Origin of the sequence: Aminobacter ciceronei (assembly GCF_014138625.1) — a bacterium.
GTDB classification, from domain to species: domain Bacteria; phylum Pseudomonadota; class Alphaproteobacteria; order Rhizobiales; family Rhizobiaceae; genus Aminobacter; species Aminobacter ciceronei.
The window spans coordinates 87,883-104,586 of the sequence record NZ_JACJHY010000007.1 but is presented as its reverse complement, the minus strand read 5'-3'; the positions used below and the strand labels follow the sequence as shown (position 1 = coordinate 104,586).

At 61.1% G+C, this 16,704-nt stretch carries 14 protein-coding genes, 1 tRNA gene and 1 other annotated feature; of the genes, 9 read left to right on the top strand and 6 right to left on the bottom strand.

Annotated elements, in window-relative coordinates:
* Positions 1-70: 70 nt before the first annotated feature.
* From HNQ95_RS09460 to HNQ95_RS09445, 4 genes are all read left to right on the top strand, one after another.
* Positions 71-784 carry a DUF2259 domain-containing protein gene (locus HNQ95_RS09460; protein ID WP_182573953.1) on the top strand — a complete coding sequence of 238 codons (714 nt, stop codon included), beginning with the start codon at positions 71-73 and terminating at the stop codon, positions 782-784.
* Positions 785-831: 47 nt separating this feature from the next.
* Complete coding sequence (locus tag HNQ95_RS09455) at positions 832-1,326, top strand: hypothetical protein (RefSeq protein WP_182573952.1); 495 nt, start codon at positions 832-834, stop codon at positions 1,324-1,326.
* Between the two features lie 60 nt (positions 1,327-1,386).
* Entirely contained in the window at positions 1,387-2,688 is a 1,302-nt protein-coding gene (gene purB / locus HNQ95_RS09450; protein ID WP_067961313.1) for an adenylosuccinate lyase, read from the top strand.
* Between the two features lie 124 nt (positions 2,689-2,812).
* Positions 2,813-2,868 (top strand) — a sequence feature (sul1 is cis-regulatory element that is thought to sense ions involved in sulfur or methionine metabolism; They are found in Alphaproteobacteria).
* A 65-nt stretch (positions 2,869-2,933) separates the two neighbouring features.
* The gene (locus HNQ95_RS09445; RefSeq protein ID WP_182573951.1) at positions 2,934-4,418 is read left to right on the top strand and encodes a SulP family inorganic anion transporter; all 1,485 of its coding nucleotides are present in this window, start codon (positions 2,934-2,936) and stop codon (positions 4,416-4,418) included.
* Between the two features lie 58 nt (positions 4,419-4,476).
* On the opposite strand, the gene HNQ95_RS09440 is transcribed toward HNQ95_RS09445, so the two are convergent.
* Together HNQ95_RS09440 and HNQ95_RS09435 are read right to left on the bottom strand one after the other, a co-directional pair.
* Positions 4,477-4,767, bottom strand: coding sequence for a putative quinol monooxygenase (locus HNQ95_RS09440; RefSeq protein ID WP_067961308.1), 291 nt, complete (start codon positions 4,765-4,767; stop codon positions 4,477-4,479).
* 99 nt (positions 4,768-4,866) lie between these two features.
* The gene (locus tag HNQ95_RS09435; RefSeq protein WP_376769253.1) at positions 4,867-5,769 is read right to left on the bottom strand and encodes a VOC family protein; all 903 of its coding nucleotides are present in this window, start codon (positions 5,767-5,769) and stop codon (positions 4,867-4,869) included.
* Positions 5,770-6,302: 533 nt separating this feature from the next.
* Between HNQ95_RS09435 and HNQ95_RS09430 the strand changes: the two genes are divergently transcribed.
* A complete protein-coding gene (locus HNQ95_RS09430; protein ID WP_067961304.1) occupies positions 6,303-7,373 on the top strand; it encodes a GGDEF domain-containing protein in 1,071 nt (356 codons plus the stop codon).
* Between the two features lie 79 nt (positions 7,374-7,452).
* On the opposite strand, the gene HNQ95_RS09425 is transcribed toward HNQ95_RS09430, so the two are convergent.
* From HNQ95_RS09425 to rpiA, 4 genes are all read right to left on the bottom strand, one after another.
* The gene (locus HNQ95_RS09425; RefSeq protein WP_067961301.1) at positions 7,453-8,826 is read right to left on the bottom strand and encodes a class II 3-deoxy-7-phosphoheptulonate synthase; all 1,374 of its coding nucleotides are present in this window, start codon (positions 8,824-8,826) and stop codon (positions 7,453-7,455) included.
* 157 nt (positions 8,827-8,983) lie between these two features.
* Complete coding sequence (gene gor / locus HNQ95_RS09420; RefSeq protein WP_067961298.1) at positions 8,984-10,378, bottom strand: glutathione-disulfide reductase; 1,395 nt, start codon at positions 10,376-10,378, stop codon at positions 8,984-8,986.
* A gap of 177 nt (positions 10,379-10,555) precedes the next feature.
* The gene (locus tag HNQ95_RS09415; protein WP_182573949.1) at positions 10,556-11,113 is read right to left on the bottom strand and encodes a DUF2059 domain-containing protein; all 558 of its coding nucleotides are present in this window, start codon (positions 11,111-11,113) and stop codon (positions 10,556-10,558) included.
* Between the two features lie 18 nt (positions 11,114-11,131).
* A complete protein-coding gene (gene rpiA / locus HNQ95_RS09410; RefSeq protein ID WP_182573948.1) occupies positions 11,132-11,830 on the bottom strand; it encodes a ribose-5-phosphate isomerase RpiA in 699 nt (232 codons plus the stop codon).
* Positions 11,831-11,975: 145 nt separating this feature from the next.
* On the opposite strand from rpiA, the gene HNQ95_RS09405 reads away from it, so the two are divergent.
* The 4 genes from HNQ95_RS09405 (at position 11,976) to HNQ95_RS09390 (ending at position 16,680) form a co-directional block, all read left to right on the top strand.
* The gene (locus HNQ95_RS09405) at positions 11,976-12,659 is read left to right on the top strand and encodes a phosphoglycolate phosphatase (RefSeq protein ID WP_067961289.1); all 684 of its coding nucleotides are present in this window, start codon (positions 11,976-11,978) and stop codon (positions 12,657-12,659) included.
* Positions 12,660-12,726: 67 nt separating this feature from the next.
* Positions 12,727-12,801 (top strand) — tRNA-Val (locus tag HNQ95_RS09400).
* A 1,126-nt stretch (positions 12,802-13,927) separates the two neighbouring features.
* Positions 13,928-15,823 (top strand): LTA synthase family protein, encoded by a 1,896-nt coding sequence (locus HNQ95_RS09395; RefSeq protein WP_182573947.1) that lies wholly within the window; start codon positions 13,928-13,930, stop codon positions 15,821-15,823.
* Positions 15,820-16,680 (top strand): glycosyltransferase family 25 protein, encoded by an 861-nt coding sequence (locus tag HNQ95_RS09390; protein ID WP_182573946.1) that lies wholly within the window; start codon positions 15,820-15,822, stop codon positions 16,678-16,680. The genes HNQ95_RS09395 and HNQ95_RS09390 overlap by 4 nt, the downstream gene beginning before the upstream one ends.
* Positions 16,681-16,704 lie beyond the last annotated feature (24 nt).

Here is a 16,704-nt window from a genome sequence, read left to right as displayed (position 1 = left end):
TTGTCTGTATGTTAGCGCCATCGTTTGAATAGCTGAATCAACTGCAGAGAGGGCCGCTGCCTTGAAAGTGATGAAGCTTCTTTGCCTCGCCGCACTGTCGCTGTGCGTCGCCTTGCCGGTCGCACAGGCGGGCGACGCTGCTGAACTCAACGTGCTCGGCTTCAGCGCCGACGGCAAGGTCTTTGCCTTCGAGGAATATGGCATCCAGGACGGCTCCGGCTTTGCCTATGCCAATCGCTTCTATATCGACACCGCGTCGGACAAGTTCCTGCCCGGCACGCCGGTGCGCGTTCAGATGGAAGACGAGAGTGTGGGCCTCGACGCAGCGCGCGCCGAAGCGCGCAAGCGCGGCGACACAATCGTCAAGGAGGAGGAGCTGGCCGCCAATCGCGGCCGCCTCGCCGGTTTCAACGCCGTGACCGAAACGAGTGCCGACCCGTTCAACATGACGGTCAATCCGCGCCCGGTGTTTCCGCCCATCGACAAGCAGCTCGAATTCAAGCTCGCGGAGATTTCCTTCGGCGAGATCGAGCGCTGCGCCGGCATCGGCCCGGTCAAGGGCTTCAAGCTGGTCCGCGTCGATGAAGACGGCAAGGCAGAGGTGCTGCAGGAAGACAAGGACGTGCCGCAGAGCCGTGGTTGCCCGACCGGATACCGCATCGGCGGTGTGCAGACCTTCTTCGGCGATGGCGGAACGCCCGCCTATGCCGTGCTGGTGACCGTCATCCGCCATGGCTTCGAGGGCCCGGACCACCGCTGGATCGCCGTGACGGGGCAGATGTGAGCAATACTGTTGTCGCGGGCCCGTCCCGCAGCAAGAGCCGAGGGCCGATGCGCATACGCCACCGACTGGGCCAGGCGCTGCCGTCGCTGCGGGTTGCCATTCTCGGCGCAGCCCTGTGGGGCTTTGCGATGGGCGCCAGCGCCTTCCTGACGCTTCTGCTCGACCATTGGGAAACGCCGGTGCGCGTCCGTGCGGTCGTGCTGCTGTTCGCGCTCGGCGGCGCGATCGCCTTCCCCATCGGCTGGACCTTGGCGCGCCTTTTGTCACGCCACCGCGGCCGCGAGACCGCTTTCGCGGCGGCATTCGTGTCGTTCGGGGTGGTGACGATCGGCCTGACCGCCCTGCTCTATGCGCTGCAGTACCGGAGCTATTATGCAGAGTGGCATGCCGCACCCTTCACCATCACCTGGGCATTCCAGTTCGTCTTCACCGGGCTCGTCGCGCTCTATCAATTCGCTGTTCTGGGCCTGCGACTCTATTTTCCCGGCGGATTCGTCGCTCTTTTCGCCGCAGCTTCATGGTTTGCCAGCCGTTCGCGTTGAGCATTGCGCCCACCTCTGTTAGGGGAGCCGCAACGAAACCACAGCTGGACGAGCCCCGCCATGATCCCTCGCTATTCCCGGCCCGAGATGGTCGCCATCTGGTCTCCCGAAACCCGGTTCCGGATCTGGTTCGAGATCGAGGCCCATGCCTGTGACGCGTTGGCCGAAATCGGCGTCATCCCCAAGGAAGCCGCGAAGACGATCTGGGAAAAGGGCGGCGCCGCCACCTTCGACGTCGAGCGCATCGACGAGATCGAACGCGTCACCAAGCATGACGTCATCGCCTTCCTGACGCATCTCGCCGAATTCGTCGGCCCGGATTCGCGTTTCATCCACCAGGGCATGACCTCGTCCGACGTGCTCGACACCTGCCTCAGCGTGCAGCTGGTGCGCGCCACCGACATGCTGCTCGCCGACCTCGACGCGCTTTTGGCCGCTCTCAAGCGCCGCGCCTTCGAGCACAAGGACACCGTCACCATCGGCCGTAGCCATGGCATCCATGCCGAGCCGACAACCTTCGGCGTCAAGCTGGCGCTGGCCTTCGCCGAGTTCACCCGCTGCCGCGAGCGCCTGGTGCATGCCCGCGAGGACATCGCCACCTGCGCCATCTCGGGCGCGGTCGGCACCTTCGCCAACATCGATCCGCGCGTCGAGGAGCATGTCGCCGCCAAGCTCGGCCTGAAGCCGGAGCCGGTGTCGACGCAAGTCATCCCGCGTGATCGCCACGCCATGTTCTTTGCCACGCTGGGCGTCATCGCCTCGTCGATCGAGCGCCTGGCCACCGAAATCCGCCATCTGCAGCGCACCGAGGTGCTGGAAGCGGAAGAGTATTTCTCGCCGGGCCAGAAGGGCTCGTCGGCAATGCCGCACAAGCGCAACCCTGTCTTGACCGAGAACCTGACCGGCCTCGCCCGCATGGTCCGCTCCTATGCCGCGCCGGCAATGGAGAACGTGGCGCTCTGGCACGAGCGCGACATCTCGCACTCGTCGGTCGAACGCATGATCGGCCCGGATGCCACCGTCACGCTCGACTTCGCGCTGGCGCGCCTGACCAACGTCATCGACAAGCTCGTCGTCTATCCCGACAACATGCTGAAGAACATGAACAAGTTCCGCGGCCTGGTGCACTCGCAGCGCGTGCTCTTGGCCCTTACCCAGGCCGGCGTTTCCCGTGAGGACGCCTACCGTCTGGTCCAGCGCAACGCCATGAAGGTGTGGGAAGAAGGCAAGGACTTCCTCGAGGAACTGCTGGCCGACAAGGAAGTGACCGCTGCCTTGCCGGAAGCGGAGATCCGTGAAAAGTTCGACCTCGGCTATCACACCAAGCACGTCGACACGATCTTCAGCCGCGTCTTCGTCTGAGCTATTCGACCATCGACGCAAATAAAGTCCTTGCGCGCATCACCGCAAGGACTTGCATCCGTCCCGTCGCGAACGATTTGAGACGTTGATTTCTGCACCGGAAATGTGCAGAAGGCACCCAGTCATCGGACCCGGTGCAATTCCGGGTGGCTCTTCCGGCCGCCGATCCGCCGGACAATCCAGTCAATGCAATCTGATTGCTCGCCAGCAGGCGAGCTTACCATTGCCATGTCCTCTGCAACACAATGACCATCCTTGACAATTTTCGCCGCGATTGGCTTTCCAACGTCCGCAATGACATTCTGGCTGGCATAGTCGTCGCCCTTGCGCTGATACCCGAGGCAATCGGCTTTTCAATCATTGCCGGCGTCGACCCCAAGATCGGCCTGTACGCCTCATTCTCAATCGCAGTGGTCATTTCTATTGCCGGCGGCCGTCCAGGCATGATTTCGGCTGCCACGGCCGCGACGGCCGTCTTGATGGTCACGTTGGTGCGCGAGCACGGTCTGCAATACCTGTTGGCCGCGACCATCCTGGCCGGAATCATTCAGGTCGTCGGCGGATTCGCCCGGATCGGCTATGTGATGCGGTTCGTTTCGCGTTCGGTGATGACGGGCTTCGTCAATGCCCTTGCCATCCTGATCTTCATGGCGCAACTGCCCGAACTGATAGGCATGTCGTGGCAGACCTACGCTATGATTGCCGGCGGCCTCGCCATCATCTACCTGTTCCCCCGCCTTACCAAGTCGATCCCCTCGCCGCTGGTTTGCATCATCGTTCTCACCGCGGCAGCGATTGCGCTCGACATCGATGTTCGGACGGTAGGCGATCTTGGTGCTTTGCCCAACAGCCTGCCAGAGTTCCTCATCCCCAACGTGCCCTTCACCATGGAAACGTTCTGGATCATCTTGCCTTATTCGATAAGCGTCGCTGCCGTTGGCCTGCTCGAAAGCTTACTGACAGCATCTATAGTCGACCAAATGACCGACACGCGCAGTGACAAGAACAGGGAGGCCGTCGGGCAAGGAGTCGCAAATTTCGTCACCGGCTTCCTTGGAGGCATGGCGGGTTGCGCGATGATCGGCCAGTCGGTGATCAATGTGAAGTCCGGCGGCCGGGGCCGTCTCTCCTGCTTCGTGGCCGGATCGCTGCTACTTTTCCTGATCCTTGTGTTGGACGATTTCGTGCGCATCATCCCCATGCCTGCACTCGTGGCGGTCATGATCATGGTATCGATCGGGACATTCAGCTGGTCATCGCTCCACGACCTGCGCAAGCATCCGCGCCGTTCCAGCATCGTCATGCTGGCTACCGTGGTCGTGGTCGTGGGCACGCACAACCTCGCATTGGGAGTTGGAGTAGGCGTGCTATTGTCGGGCATCTTCTTTGCGTGGAAGGTATCCCAGATTTTCCGCGTCACCTCATCCCTGACCGCCGACGGCAAGGAACGAACCTACAGGGTCGAAGGCCAGCTGTTTTTTGCTTCCTCCGACGATTTCCTCGACTCTTTCGATTTCAGGGAACAATTGGAACGCGTTCGCATCGACGTCAGCATGGCCCATATTTGGGATCTGACAGGCGTCGGCGCCGTGGACAGGGCAGTGCTCAAATTTAGGCGCGAGGGCACTGAAGTCGAGGTCGTGGGCCTTAACGAGGCAAGTGCCACGATCATGGACAAACTTGCTGTTCACGACCAGCCTTATGCGATGGAGCGTATGCTGGGTCACTAGCAGGCGTGCCGCCTGGATTGCGCCTGCCTGATGGTTGTGCCAACGCGTTCGCCGGTTATCAACCCGCGAACGCATCCATCAGGATGAAGGTCGCGTCCTGTCGCTGATGCTTGTTGATCAGCGGCACCAGCCGCGTGAAATGCTCGGACGCGCAGTGGATATCGAGCGCCGCGCGATCGGGCCACAACTCGATGAACACGAAATGCCCCGGATCGTTCTGGTCAACGAACAGGTCATAGGACAGGCAGAGTGGCTCCTGCCGCGTCGTCTCCACCAGTTCGGCATAGAGCGGCCGCACGATCTCGACGAACTCAGGCCTGATGAAATCCTGAGCGATGACTTTCAGCATATTTGTCCCGGTCCTGCATGTTCAATGGCCGAACCGCCGGTCTGGCGGTTCGGCCATTGGCTTAGCACAGGCTCCGGCCAGTTGCTGTCAGGAGGAAAGTCAGCCCGGCTGGCCAGGCACAGCGCGGATGACCGTGCCCCAGGGGTCTTCGTAGGTCGAAGCGGCCTTGGCGTCGGCCGAGCGCATCTCGACCCAGGCAAGGCCGGTCAGCGAGGCGTCGCGCCTGCCGGCAACCGGGCTCTGCCAGGAATTGGCGCCGATATGGTGGTGATAGCCGCCCGAGGACAGGAAGACAGCGCTGTTGCCGTATTCCGCGACCGTGTCGAAGCCGAACTGGCTGTGCCACCAGCGGGCCGCCGCAGCGGGATCACCGACGCGCAGGTGGACATGGCCGACAATGCTGTTTTCAGGCGCGCCCTGCCAGCCGGCGTCGCCGTCGGGCACTTCTGATACGATCGAGCCGATGTCGAGCTGCCTGGTCGCCATCTCGACCTGCGCGCCATTCCACTTCCAGCCATCATGCGCGCGGTCGGAATAAATCTCGATGCCGTTGCCTTCCGGGTCGGTGAGATAGAGCGCCTCGCTGACCAGATGGTCGGAAGCGCCGTCGACCGGAATGCGCCTGTCGATGGCATGCTTGATCCAGCGGCCGAGATCGGCCCGGCTTGGCAAAAGGAATGCGTTGTGGAACAGGCCGGCGCTACGCGGATCGTCTGGCTTCGCTGCCTGGTCGGCCTCGATGTCGAGCAGCGCGCGGCTGCCGGCGCCGAGCGTGATCGTCTCGCCGTCGCGCTTGAGTTCCTGCAGGCCGACGACGTCGCGATAGAAACTGGCCAGCGCATTGGCATCGCGGGCCTTGAGGCCGACGCGGGAAACGCTGATCGGGGTCGTCGCGGCAAAGGGAATGTTGCTCATCCTGGGCTCCGTGTGGCCGGCCCGCACTCCCGCACCCAATGCGAGAAGTGCCGCGCTGCCAACCAATTTGCGTCGTGTCAGTTCCAGAATCCACTCTCCGGCCAACAAGGCTGTTTTTCTCCAGCCATAGATCGTCCGCGCGCATCGTTCACACAAGTGAGCAAAGACCGAACACGTCGTTCAACGATTCGATATCGATCTAAGACAGTAGATGACCTCGCGCAGCGCGCCTTTGGCCGTGAAGTGCACCGCCCCCTACAAACATGAGCCCTTGTGCAGATTATCCATTGCATACTCCTCCAATTGACCGACAGCCATATTGATCTTGACCGGGGCACAGGACATGAATGTTTGCGATATGATCGATGCTGGCCAATGTTGCGGCCTCGTCTGGCACAGTGGGAATTACACCTTCTGGTAGAAAAATACCGGCAACAAGGCTGGAAATTAAGGAAACCTTAGCCAGCCTAAATTAGAGCTGATTACAAGTGATGGGCGCAGAGGGGACCTGCGCCGCCGCAAGCATTTTATCTCACGCCGCTCGCGCCCCCGTCCGATTGCTCGTCAGCCTTCCAGCTGGCCATGCAGACGGCCGTCTGGCCAACTGAAACGGGACATACATGCAGTCTGCAGCCGCCCCGACAGAACGAGGCAACGATATTGCGAGTACTGTCGTGGCGACGATGAGCCAGATGGGCGTCATTGGACTGCCGCGCAATTACGAGATCTTCTACGAAGCACTGACCGGCACCAACGCGGCCCTCAGCCTGGAGGTCATCGCACTCGGCAATCGTCCGACACAGGAGCAACTCGACCTGATCGGCCAGAAGTTCTTTGCCCAAAACCATGGGCAAGGCATCGTCGAACATGCCCGCGAAATCCTGGCGCGAGAGCTGGAAGGCGTCGCCAACCTGCTGCGCAACGAGCAGACGCATCTGGAGCGTTATGGCAAGGTTCTCGATGAGACGTCGAGCGGCTTGAACAGCCGTACCGCCATGTCGCAGGAACTGCTGCAGAAAATCGTCGGCGTGATGGCGGTTGCCACCGCCTCGAAGATCGATCACGGCAAGCACGTGGCAACGGCGCTGAGCGACAAGTCGAGCGAACTCGAAAGCGTCAAGTCGAAGCTCGAAGAGTACAAGAAGCTTGCCGATACCGATCCCCTCACCCACATCTGGAACCGGCGCGCCTTCGACCGGCGGATCGCCAAGATCTATAACGACAACAGGGGCGTGCTGTTCAGTGCGCTGATCCTGGCCGACATCGACCGTTTCAAGGACATCAACGACCGGCACGGCCACCCTGTGGGTGACAAGATCCTGCGGATCATCGCCAGCATCTTTCAGTCCAGCGTCCACCGCGACATGTTCGTGGCCCGGACCGGCGGTGAGGAGTTCGCACTGATCGTCGAAGGCACCACTGAGGAAGCGACGTTCGAGATCGCTGACCGCGTTCGCCTTTTGGTTGCGCAGACGCAATTCAAGGATATTCAGCCGGGCGTGAACTGCGGCCAGGTCACCGTTTCGATGGGTGTGTGCATGGCCTCGGATGCCGATAGCGCCGAGGACCTCTACGCCAAGGCCGACCGGGCACTCTACCGCTCCAAACTGATCGGCCGCAACCGCGTTACACGCTATTCGACGATCGCCGAGCGCCAGGGCAAGAACTGGATGCTGTACAAGAAGGACTGAGGCGCATCGCCATCCGTTCAAATGAAAAAGGCGCCGGTCAGACCGGCGCCTTTTCGATTCTGCAACCGCGTTTTGGCGATCAGGCGTTGACGGCTTTCTTCACTGGAGTCGGTGCGCTCTTGCGGAGCAGTTCCGACACGAGGAAAGCGAGCTCGATCGCCTGGTCGGCATTGAGGCGCGGGTCGCAATGGGTATGGTAGCGGTCCTGCAGTTCCTCGGCCGTGATGGCACGGGCGCCACCGGTGCATTCGGTGACGTTGTTTCCGGTCATCTCGACATGGATGCCGCCCGGGTGCGTGCCCTCTGAGCGGTGGATGTCGAAGAAGCTCTGCACTTCGCTCAGGATGCGGTCGAATGGACGCGTCTTGTAGCCGGCAGCGGTGATCGTGTTGCCGTGCATCGGATCGCACGACCAGACGACCTTGCGGCCTTCCTTTTCGACGGCGCGGATCAGCTTCGGCAGGTGCTCATCGACCTTGTCGTGGCCGAAGCGTGCGATCAGCGTCAGGCGGCCTGCCTCGTTCTCCGGGTTGAGCAGGTCGATCAGCTTGAGCAGGTTGTCAGGCGTAATCGACGGGCCGCATTTGAGGCCGAGCGGGTTCTTCACGCCGCGGCAATACTCGACATGCGCGTGGTCGACCTGGCGCGTACGGTCGCCGATCCAGATCATGTGGCCCGAGGTGGCATACCAGTCGCCCGAGGTCGAGTCGACGCGGGTCAGCGCCTGCTCGTAGCCGAGCAGCAGGGCTTCATGGCTGGTGTAGAAGTCGGTCTCACGCAGCGCGTAGTTGGTCTCCGAGGTGATGCCGACGGCCTTCATGAAGTCCATCGTCTCGGTGATGCGGTTGGCCAGCGCTTCGTAGCGCTCGCCCTGCGGACTGTTGGAGACGAACCCGAGCATCCACTTGTGCACGTTCTCCAGGCTGGCATAGCCGCCCTGGGCGAAGGCGCGCAGAAGGTTCAGCGTCGCCGCCGACTGGCGGTAGGCCATCTCCTGGCGCGCCGGATCGGGAATGCGCGACTTCTCGTCGAAAGCCGGGCCATTGATGATGTCGCCGCGGTAGCTCGGCAGCGTCACGTCGCCCTTGGTCTCGTTGTCGGACGAACGCGGCTTGGCGAACTGGCCGGCGATGCGGCCGACCTTCACCACCGGCTGCGCGCCGGCGAAGGTCAGCACGACCGACATTTGCAGGAAGACGCGGAAGAAGTCGCGGATGTTGTCGGCACCGTGTTCGGCGAAGCTCTCGGCACAGTCGCCGCCCTGGAGCAGGAAGGCTTCGCCATTGGCAACGGCAGCAAGCTGTTTCTTCAGCTTGCGCGCCTCACCTGCAAAAACCAAGGGGGGAAAAGATGCGAGACGAGCTTCCGTTTCCACGAGCGCCGCAGCGTCCGGATAAGCCGGGACCTGCTGGATCGGCATGCTTCTCCAGGAATTCGGGGACCATTTCGTCATGTTCGCACCTAATAAAGTTCGCTAACGGGCACCTCACCCGCGCCACAACCCGCCATTGCGGGAACGCGGCTCTTTACACGATGAGGAGCCCCTAATCTACCCCGGAACACGTCCGAGATCGAACGTTTCCCTGCGGCAGGTCCGAGAGGCGACCACGTCAGTTGTCGACGCGGACGCCGTCCTTCACCAGATAGGTCGGCTTGTACATCGTCACCAGCTCTTCAGCAGCCGTCGGATGCACGGCCATGGTGCGATCGAAGTCGTCCTTGGTGAGCCCTGCCTTGAGCGTAATGCCGAGTAGCTGCGCCATCTCTCCGGCGTCGGGGCCGAGCACGTGAGCGCCCAGGACAAGCCGCGTGTCGCCGTCGACGACCAGCTTCATCAGCATCTTTTCCTGCCTGCCCGACAGCGTGTGGCGCATCGGCCGGAAGCTGGTGCGATAGATCTCCAGATGCCTGAACCGCTTGGCGGCGTCTTCCTCGGAGAGACCGACGGTGCCAATCTCGGGCTGCGAGAACACAGCTGTCGGGATGCAATCGTGGTCCGGCTCAGTCGGATTGTCCTTGAACGCCGTTTCGACGAAGCACATTGCCTCATGGATGGCGACAGGGGTCAGCTGGACGCGATTGGTGACGTCGCCGACGGCCCAGATGTTGTCGGCGCTGGTGCGCGAATACCGGTCGACGACGATCGCGCCCTGCTTGTCCATCTCAACGCCGGCGGCCTCGAGGCCGAGGTTCTCGGTGTTGGGTGTGCGGCCGATCGCGAGCAGAACCTGGTCGACGGTGAGCATCTGGCCGGTGTTCAGTGTGACGTCGAGACGGCCATCGCCGCGCTTGCTGACGTCCTGCGAAACCGAATGCAGCAAGATCTTGATGCCCTTCTGCTCCATCGTCTCGTGCAAGGTGCGGCGCAGGTCCATGTCGAAGCGGCTGAGGATTTCCTTGCCGCGATAAACCAGCGTGGTGTCGACACCGAGGCCATGGAAGATGTTGGCAAATTCGACAGCGATATAGCCGCCGCCCTCGATCATGATCGCCTTGGGCAGTTCGGGGAGGTCGAACACTTCGTTCGAATAGATGCAGTGCTCATGCCCCGGCAGTGCGGGATGCACCGCAGCCCGTCCGCCGGTTGCGATCAGGATCTGATCGGCGGTGACGGTGCGGTTTTCATCGACGATCCGGATCGTGTGGCTGTCGACGAGTTCGGCACGCGAATGGATCGTCTCGCCGCCGGAACCTTCGACATTGCGCTTGTAGATCGCCTCGAGCCGCGAAATCTCGCGCTCCTTGTTGGCTACAAGCGCCTTCCAGTCGAACTTGGCCTCGCCGACCGTCCAGCCGTAACCGGCAGCATCTTCGAAATGCTCGGGAAACTGCGAGGCGTAGACATAGAGCTTCTTGGGCACGCAGCCCCTGATGACACAAGTGCCGCCGAAACGGAACTCTTCGGCAAGTGCGACGCGCTTGCCGAGAGCGGCCGCAACACGTGCCGCACGCACACCGCCCGAGCCGCCACCGATGACGAAAAGATCGTAGTCGTACTGGGCCATGGGTGTCCTTCCTGCGGGAGAGCAGTACGCCAACGACGCGCGCCGCTCTTCTAAGTCCTTGAAACTGCGCACCGCACGGGATGCGCCTGTGATGCGGTCACAGGTAGTGGCAGAGACATCAAAAGAAAAGCCCGGCGAATGCCGGGCTTTTGCATCGTGACCGATGGTCGCGGCTGATCAGTTCGCCGGTGCTGCCGGGGCTGCGGGCGCAGCACCCTCGGCCGGAGCCTTGGTGCCGATGACTGCCTTGAGCTGCTCACCCACCTGCTCGGCGAGATCGCGCGCGATGCCGTTCTGCCAGATCTCGGCAGCCTTGACCAATTCGCGCGAGGCGATCGGGCCGTTCTCGATCAGCTCCTTGCCGGCTTCCGAATTGTAGAAAGCAGCAATGTCGTTGAGGTTCTGTTCGGAGAACGACTTTGCGTAGGCGAGCGCCGATTCCTTTTCGAGATCGGCACGGCGGGCGGCCAGCGCCAGCGTCTTTTCGTCGACGGTCTGGGTGATCACTTCCTGCATATCGGGATTCTGCTGGATCAGCTGCTGCTTAAGTGCCGCGGCTGCCTGCGGCAGGATCGAATCGAAAGAGTCGGTCGCGTGGATCGAAGCGATCGCAGCATGTGCCGCCTTGAGGTGGGATTCGCTGATTTCCTGCGCCTGGGCCGAGAATGCGACGGCCGCGAATGCCGAAGCCGCCACCATGACGGAGAAGCGGCGAAGCCGGTTTATCGAAATCATGATGAATAGAACTCCTGTTTAGCGTACCGGATGAACGGTTCTGACCCCGTCCGAGCCGGCGATGACGGCAACGGTGGCCAGCCCCAGAAAGAGACCGTGCTCCACGACGCCAGGAATGGCGTGCAGGGCATCCGAAAGCGCTCTTGTATCTGGAATGCGGCCAAAAGATGCATCGATAATGAAATGTCCACCGTCGGTTACGAAGGTCTCGCCGCCGACTTTGCGCAGCACCAAAGGCCCCGAAAGCCCGAGCTTTTCCGCAGCTTTCGCGATGGCGATCTCCGTCGCCTTGAGGCCGAACGGATTGACCTCGATCGGCAGCGGGAAGCGCCCCAGCGTGTCGACGAGCTTGGTCTGGTCGGCGATGACGACCATGCGCGTCGACGCCGCGGCCACGATCTTCTCGCGCAGCAGCGCGCCGCCGCCGCCCTTGACCAGCGTCAGCTGCGGATCGATCTCGTCGGCACCGTCGATGGTGAGGTCGAGCTCAGGCGTCTCGTCGAGCGTCGACAGCGGAACCGACAGCTCGCGGCAAAGGGTTGCGGTGCGTTCAGACGTCGGCACGCCGATGATCTGCATGCCGTCAGCTACCTTCTCGGCCAGCAGCCTGACGAACTCCTCGGCCGTCGAACCGGTACCTATGCCAAGGCGCATTCCGCTCTCGACATACCCCAAGGCGGCGCGCGCCGCCTCGATCTTCAAAGCCTTGGCATCCATGACTTGTTCGCAAAATCCTCGAATATCAGGCTTGGCTCCTAGCATTTTTGCCCGTTGGGTCAAAGGCTTTATGGCCCGGGCTTGCGTCCTGCCGGGTCCAAGGCTATCGCCTCTTGCAACGCACAACTCCACAAAAGGCGGAGCCATGTCCAAGCCGATCATCGTTTTCGACCTCGACGGGACGCTCGTCGACACCGCCCCCGACCTTTTGGACAGCCTGAATCACACGCTCGTCGCCGGCGGCCTCGCCGAAGTCGACGACCGGGCGTTCCGCCGCTTCGTCGGCCAGGGCGGCCGCATCATGATCGAGCGCGCCTACAACGCCCAGCAAAAGCAGCTGGCCAGCGTGGAGCACGACCGCCTGCACGACATCTTCCTCGATCACTACACGGTCAATATTCCGGGTCGCTCGCTGCCTTATCCCGGCGTGGTCGCCGCGATGGACCGCTTCACTGATGCCGGCTACCTGCTCGCCGTCTGCACGAACAAGTACGAAAACCTTGCCAAGGGGCTCATCCAGGCGCTCGGCCTGTCCGATCGTTTCGCCGCCATCACCGGCCCGGAAACCTTCGGCATCCGCAAGCCCGATCCGCGGCACCTTACCGAAACCATCGCCAAGGCCGGCGGCGACGCGTCCCGCGCCGTCATGGTCGGCGATTCGGTCACCGACATCGACACGGCAAAGGCCGCCGGCATTCCTGTGGTTGCCGTCGATTTCGGCTACACCGACCGTCATGTCAGCGAATATGAGCCGTCGGTGGTCATCTCGCACTACGACGAACTGACGCTTGGCATGGCCCAGAAGCTGATAGAGGCGGCAAGTCGCTAAAGCCGCCTTGACACCACTCCCACCCCTCCCCTATATCGCCGTCACGTTCGGCTCTCGGGCCTCGGACGGGCGATTAGCTCAGCGGGAGAGCACACCCTTCACACGGGTGGGGTCATAGGTTCAATCCCTATATCGCCCACCATTACCTTGGCCCCTCCGCAGCCGTCTCCAAGCAATACGCACAGTCATGCCAAACGATGCCGGAACGTGTACGATTCTGGCATCGAATTGATATGGCCCGTTCTCCTTCCGCAGATCTGTCGACGCGCAAGGAGATGTCATGAGCGAAGATTGGGAAGTGTGACCCGAGCCGCTGGCTGAAAACGTGCTGTTGGCCGAGGGCCATACGATCATCTGGCGACCGAAGGTCAAGCTACCCTGGCGATTGCCAGCACGGCCGTCCCGCGTGTTGATCGAACATGATGTGTTCTGGCCGGCTGCAAGTGCGAGAGGGACCGCACGCGGTTACACTTACCACGTGAAGGCGGTCGATGATCAGGCGGACGATTCAGTTGAGCGTGCCGTCGAGCCTGGCCGCCGCCGCGCCTGGCGGACTGGGAGCCTGAACCAAGCTGGCGCTATGGAAAAACCGGCCCCTCTGGTTCGGGCTCAGTCGGCGTCACAGGCTTTTCCCTGACCTGCCTCTCCGGCCGATCGCTGCCTTCAGCTGGCTTTGCCGCACGCCCGCAGTTATCGCTCTTTCGATAGGTGGCAGCGCCGCCCGTTTCGGTTTCGCACCGCCGCCTATCGGTCTGGCAGGCCGTCAACAGCATAAGTGACGCAAGGACGAGAACAATCTTCAGTACAGAAGGCATGCATTCCTCCAGACACACAGCGAACCCTTGCCGGCACCTTAGGTACAGCAGATTACCACAAGACTATATTGTCACATAATTTTCAAATAACATCACGTAATACGCATAAGAATATTTTCCACTACATCTTTACTCCAATTCAGAACGCCAAATCACAATTCGATATCCGAATACATAACCGAACAACGGCAATGCCGCTCTCCCTTACACGTCCCGGATCACTGGCGACGAACACTACGCTACCTGCCCCGATCAGGAGACAAACGCAGTCTCCGGCAAGATGGGACCAGAATTCGTCGTTTCGCCGTTACGATATTCGTGTCATTTGCCGTGCGACGGTAACCAATTCAACTACCTGGACTAAACATCGAGACCGGCCAATACATTGCCACGCGCGATTCGAATAACCTGAGAGACTCTGCTTTTTGATGTTATTTTCCAGACGACCTGCAGATGAAATTTACAGATATTCTTTTGAAGCGAAGCTACGCGCTCTATTTCGTGGTTATCTACGTTTTGTATCTCGCCCTCCTGCTGATTGCCCTGCGAGAGCGGAATCCGGCATTCACCGTCGACGTCACCACAATCTTGCTGCCGGCGATCGAGCTCGCGTTCTTTTGCGTGCTGGGACTTGTTGCCTGGCATGCCCAGCGCAGCGGCTGGGTGGCCTTGCCGGCGTTGTTCGTCTCTCTCGCCGTGCCCCTGCTGGTGATGCTGATCTATCTGGTGCAGGGATTTTCCGCCTATCTGTCGGGGCACTACATCTCCGTTCTGGCGTTGGAAAACCACACCGACGGCAGCCAGTATGCGGCAAAGCCCCTGTTCTTCGTCATCGCAGCCCTTGGCTTCGGAAGCTGGATCTGCCTTTCGTTGTTCGCCCTCAAGGCGCGCAAGCAAGCTGCGCTCCACCGGCCCGGAAAGAGCTTCGTTTTCGCCGCGACACTTGCCTGCCTGCTCTTTGCCGGCATGTTCGACAGCTCTTCCTTCACCGAAAGAACCCTCGATCTCCGTCCGGATATGGCTCCGGCCACATCTCTTGCCCGCAAATTTCGCGATCTGCGCAGGGCCCGCAACAACCTCTCTGACATGGCCGACACGCTGGATCGGCAAGGCATCAGCCTGCCGATCAACGAGCACTACCCTCTGTTGCGGGATCAGGCCTATTCCAGCCCTTTGTCGTTTGGCGCCGCACAATCGGCGTCAGACAGGCCCAACATTATCGTGGTCTTTGCCGAAGGGTTGTCTGCCCGCTTTCTGGGAACCTATGGCGGCAAGCATCAGGGATTGATGCCCAACATCGACCGCTTTGCCGCGCGTTCAATGACTGTCTACAACTACTTCAGCCACACTGCGGCAACCTATCGAGGAATCCAGGGACAGCTGGTTTCCGGATATCCGAGGAATGGCGGCGCCGAAAGCGGCGGCTGGGAAGCCGAAGGGGAAAACAACACAGCGCTGCTCACCAGCATCAACTACCGGACGATACCAGACATCCTGCTGGACCGAGGCTACAAGACGGCATTTCTGTCCTCCAGCCCGCAGGGCGCCAGTTTCAACGCCATGCTGCGATCGCTCGGCTTTGACACCGTCTACGCCGTAGAGACGCTCCCTGAACTTTTGGGTGGCAGACCCGCAGCACTCAGTTCCGGCACGTCTGACGCAGCCGACGCGGAGGTATTTTCGGGCCTGAAAGGCTTCCTGGAGAAACAAGCCTTAAGCGGCAACAAGCAGCCGTTCTTCGTTGCGACCTACAATGTCGGCACCCATGCGTTCCTGGATTCCGACAGCGCCGGCGTGACCTATGGCAGCGGTGATAACCCCGCGCTGAACAGGATGCACAATTTCGATGCGCAGCTTGGAAAATTCCTGGATTACTTTCAGAGCTCGAGCTTTTCCGACAATACGATCCTGATCATCACTGCCGATCATGCGACCTATCCTGAACCCGCGGTGGTAAAGGCCCTGCAGGGGGGCGACTACCAAGCCTATTTCGTCGACCGCATCCCTTTGATCATTCATCACAGCGAATTGGCTCTGCCGGTGACCTTCGACGCCGACTATCGCACGTCGGTCGACTTCGCCCCCACGCTGCTGCACTTGCTTTCGTTGCAGGACGCCAGGAACGCCTTCATGGGATTTTCGATTTTTGAGCAAGCGCCCGCGCACCATGTGCCGTTGGCCGCGATGGGAGAGGAGTATTATTACATCGGCCCGCATGGGATTTCGAAGGCGACAGGGACGGCAGATGAGGATGCGAAGTACTTGGCCTATCAAAACTACGTCCGGATGTATTACTGGCTCGAAAGCCAGAACCGGGTGTTCCCGCCTGAAGAATCTGCATCGAATTGACCGGCACCGACCGTTCTGCGATCAGCAGGCGAGCGGGAAAATATCCGATGCGGTGCTTCGTCATCAACCTTGATCGGGAGACTGGACGGCTGGCCTGGATGACCACGGCCTTCCGCCGGATGGGCCTGGGCTTCGAGCGCTTCAGCGCCATCGACAAAACCGCACTTGATGACGACATCATCAACCGGCTGGTCCTGCGCAATCATCACAATTGGTCGCCGGGCGAGGTTGCCTGCTTCATGAGCCATATCGCTGTGTGGCGACGGATTGCCGAAGGCAGCGACAGACATGCGGTCGTGCTCGAAGACGATGTCTATTTCAGCCGGGATGCCGCCGATTTTCTGAGCGACGACGCGTGGATTCCTGCAGGCGTCGACCTGATCAAGCTCGAAACGACGCTGAATCCCGTGTTGGTCGGCCGGCGCGGCGGCAAGATCAAGACACACCGCCTGCTGCCGCTGTACAGCTTCCACAACGGCGCTGCCGCCTATGCCATCTCCAGGCGCCTGGCCGCGCAATTGGTGACGCAGGCCAGCAGGATCGACCACCCGGTGGACGATTTTCTCTTCGACATGACCAGGCACGAGACGCCCTGCTGGCAATTGTCGCCCGCCATCAGCATCCAGGAAATGTTCCTGCCCGACCAGGCGATCACGCTGCCGAGCGACCTCGAGCCGGAACGGTTGGCGTCACCGCGTATGCCCCAACCGAAAGTGCGGCTGACGCGATCCGAAAAGGCAATCCGCGAAATCCGGCGGCTGTTGTGGAGGATCCTGCACTTTCCCCGCCGCGCCATCATTCCGATGGGCGCGCAGGACCGGCAATCCGGACGCCTGGCTGAACAGATGCTCGGCTGACCCGGACCTTGTCCTGAGCCTGCA

Bases quoted from the DNA above. Each gene is read 5' to 3' on its own strand.
- HNQ95_RS09440 (WP_067961308.1), bottom strand. From the start codon at position 4,767: ATGCTGAAAGTCATCGCTCAGGATTTCATCAGGCCTGAGTTCGTCGAG.
- gor (WP_067961298.1), bottom strand. From the start codon at position 10,378: ATGGCCCAGTACGACTACGATCTTTTCGTCATCGGTGGCGGCTCGGGC.
- HNQ95_RS09425 (WP_067961301.1), bottom strand. From the start codon at position 8,826: ATGACGAAATGGTCCCCGAATTCCTGGAGAAGCATGCCGATCCAGCAG.
- HNQ95_RS09405 (WP_067961289.1), top strand. From the start codon at position 11,976: ATGTCCAAGCCGATCATCGTTTTCGACCTCGACGGGACGCTCGTCGAC.
- HNQ95_RS09460 (WP_182573953.1), top strand. From the start codon at position 71: ATGAAGCTTCTTTGCCTCGCCGCACTGTCGCTGTGCGTCGCCTTGCCG.
- HNQ95_RS09455 (WP_182573952.1), top strand. From the start codon at position 832: ATGCGCATACGCCACCGACTGGGCCAGGCGCTGCCGTCGCTGCGGGTT.
- HNQ95_RS09415 (WP_182573949.1), bottom strand. From the start codon at position 11,113: ATGATTTCGATAAACCGGCTTCGCCGCTTCTCCGTCATGGTGGCGGCT.
- HNQ95_RS09395 (WP_182573947.1), top strand. From the start codon at position 13,928: ATGAAATTTACAGATATTCTTTTGAAGCGAAGCTACGCGCTCTATTTC.
- HNQ95_RS09445 (WP_182573951.1), top strand. From the start codon at position 2,934: ATGACCATCCTTGACAATTTTCGCCGCGATTGGCTTTCCAACGTCCGC.
- purB (WP_067961313.1), top strand. From the start codon at position 1,387: ATGATCCCTCGCTATTCCCGGCCCGAGATGGTCGCCATCTGGTCTCCC.
- HNQ95_RS09430 (WP_067961304.1), top strand. From the start codon at position 6,303: ATGCAGTCTGCAGCCGCCCCGACAGAACGAGGCAACGATATTGCGAGT.
- rpiA (WP_182573948.1), bottom strand. From the start codon at position 11,830: ATGGATGCCAAGGCTTTGAAGATCGAGGCGGCGCGCGCCGCCTTGGGG.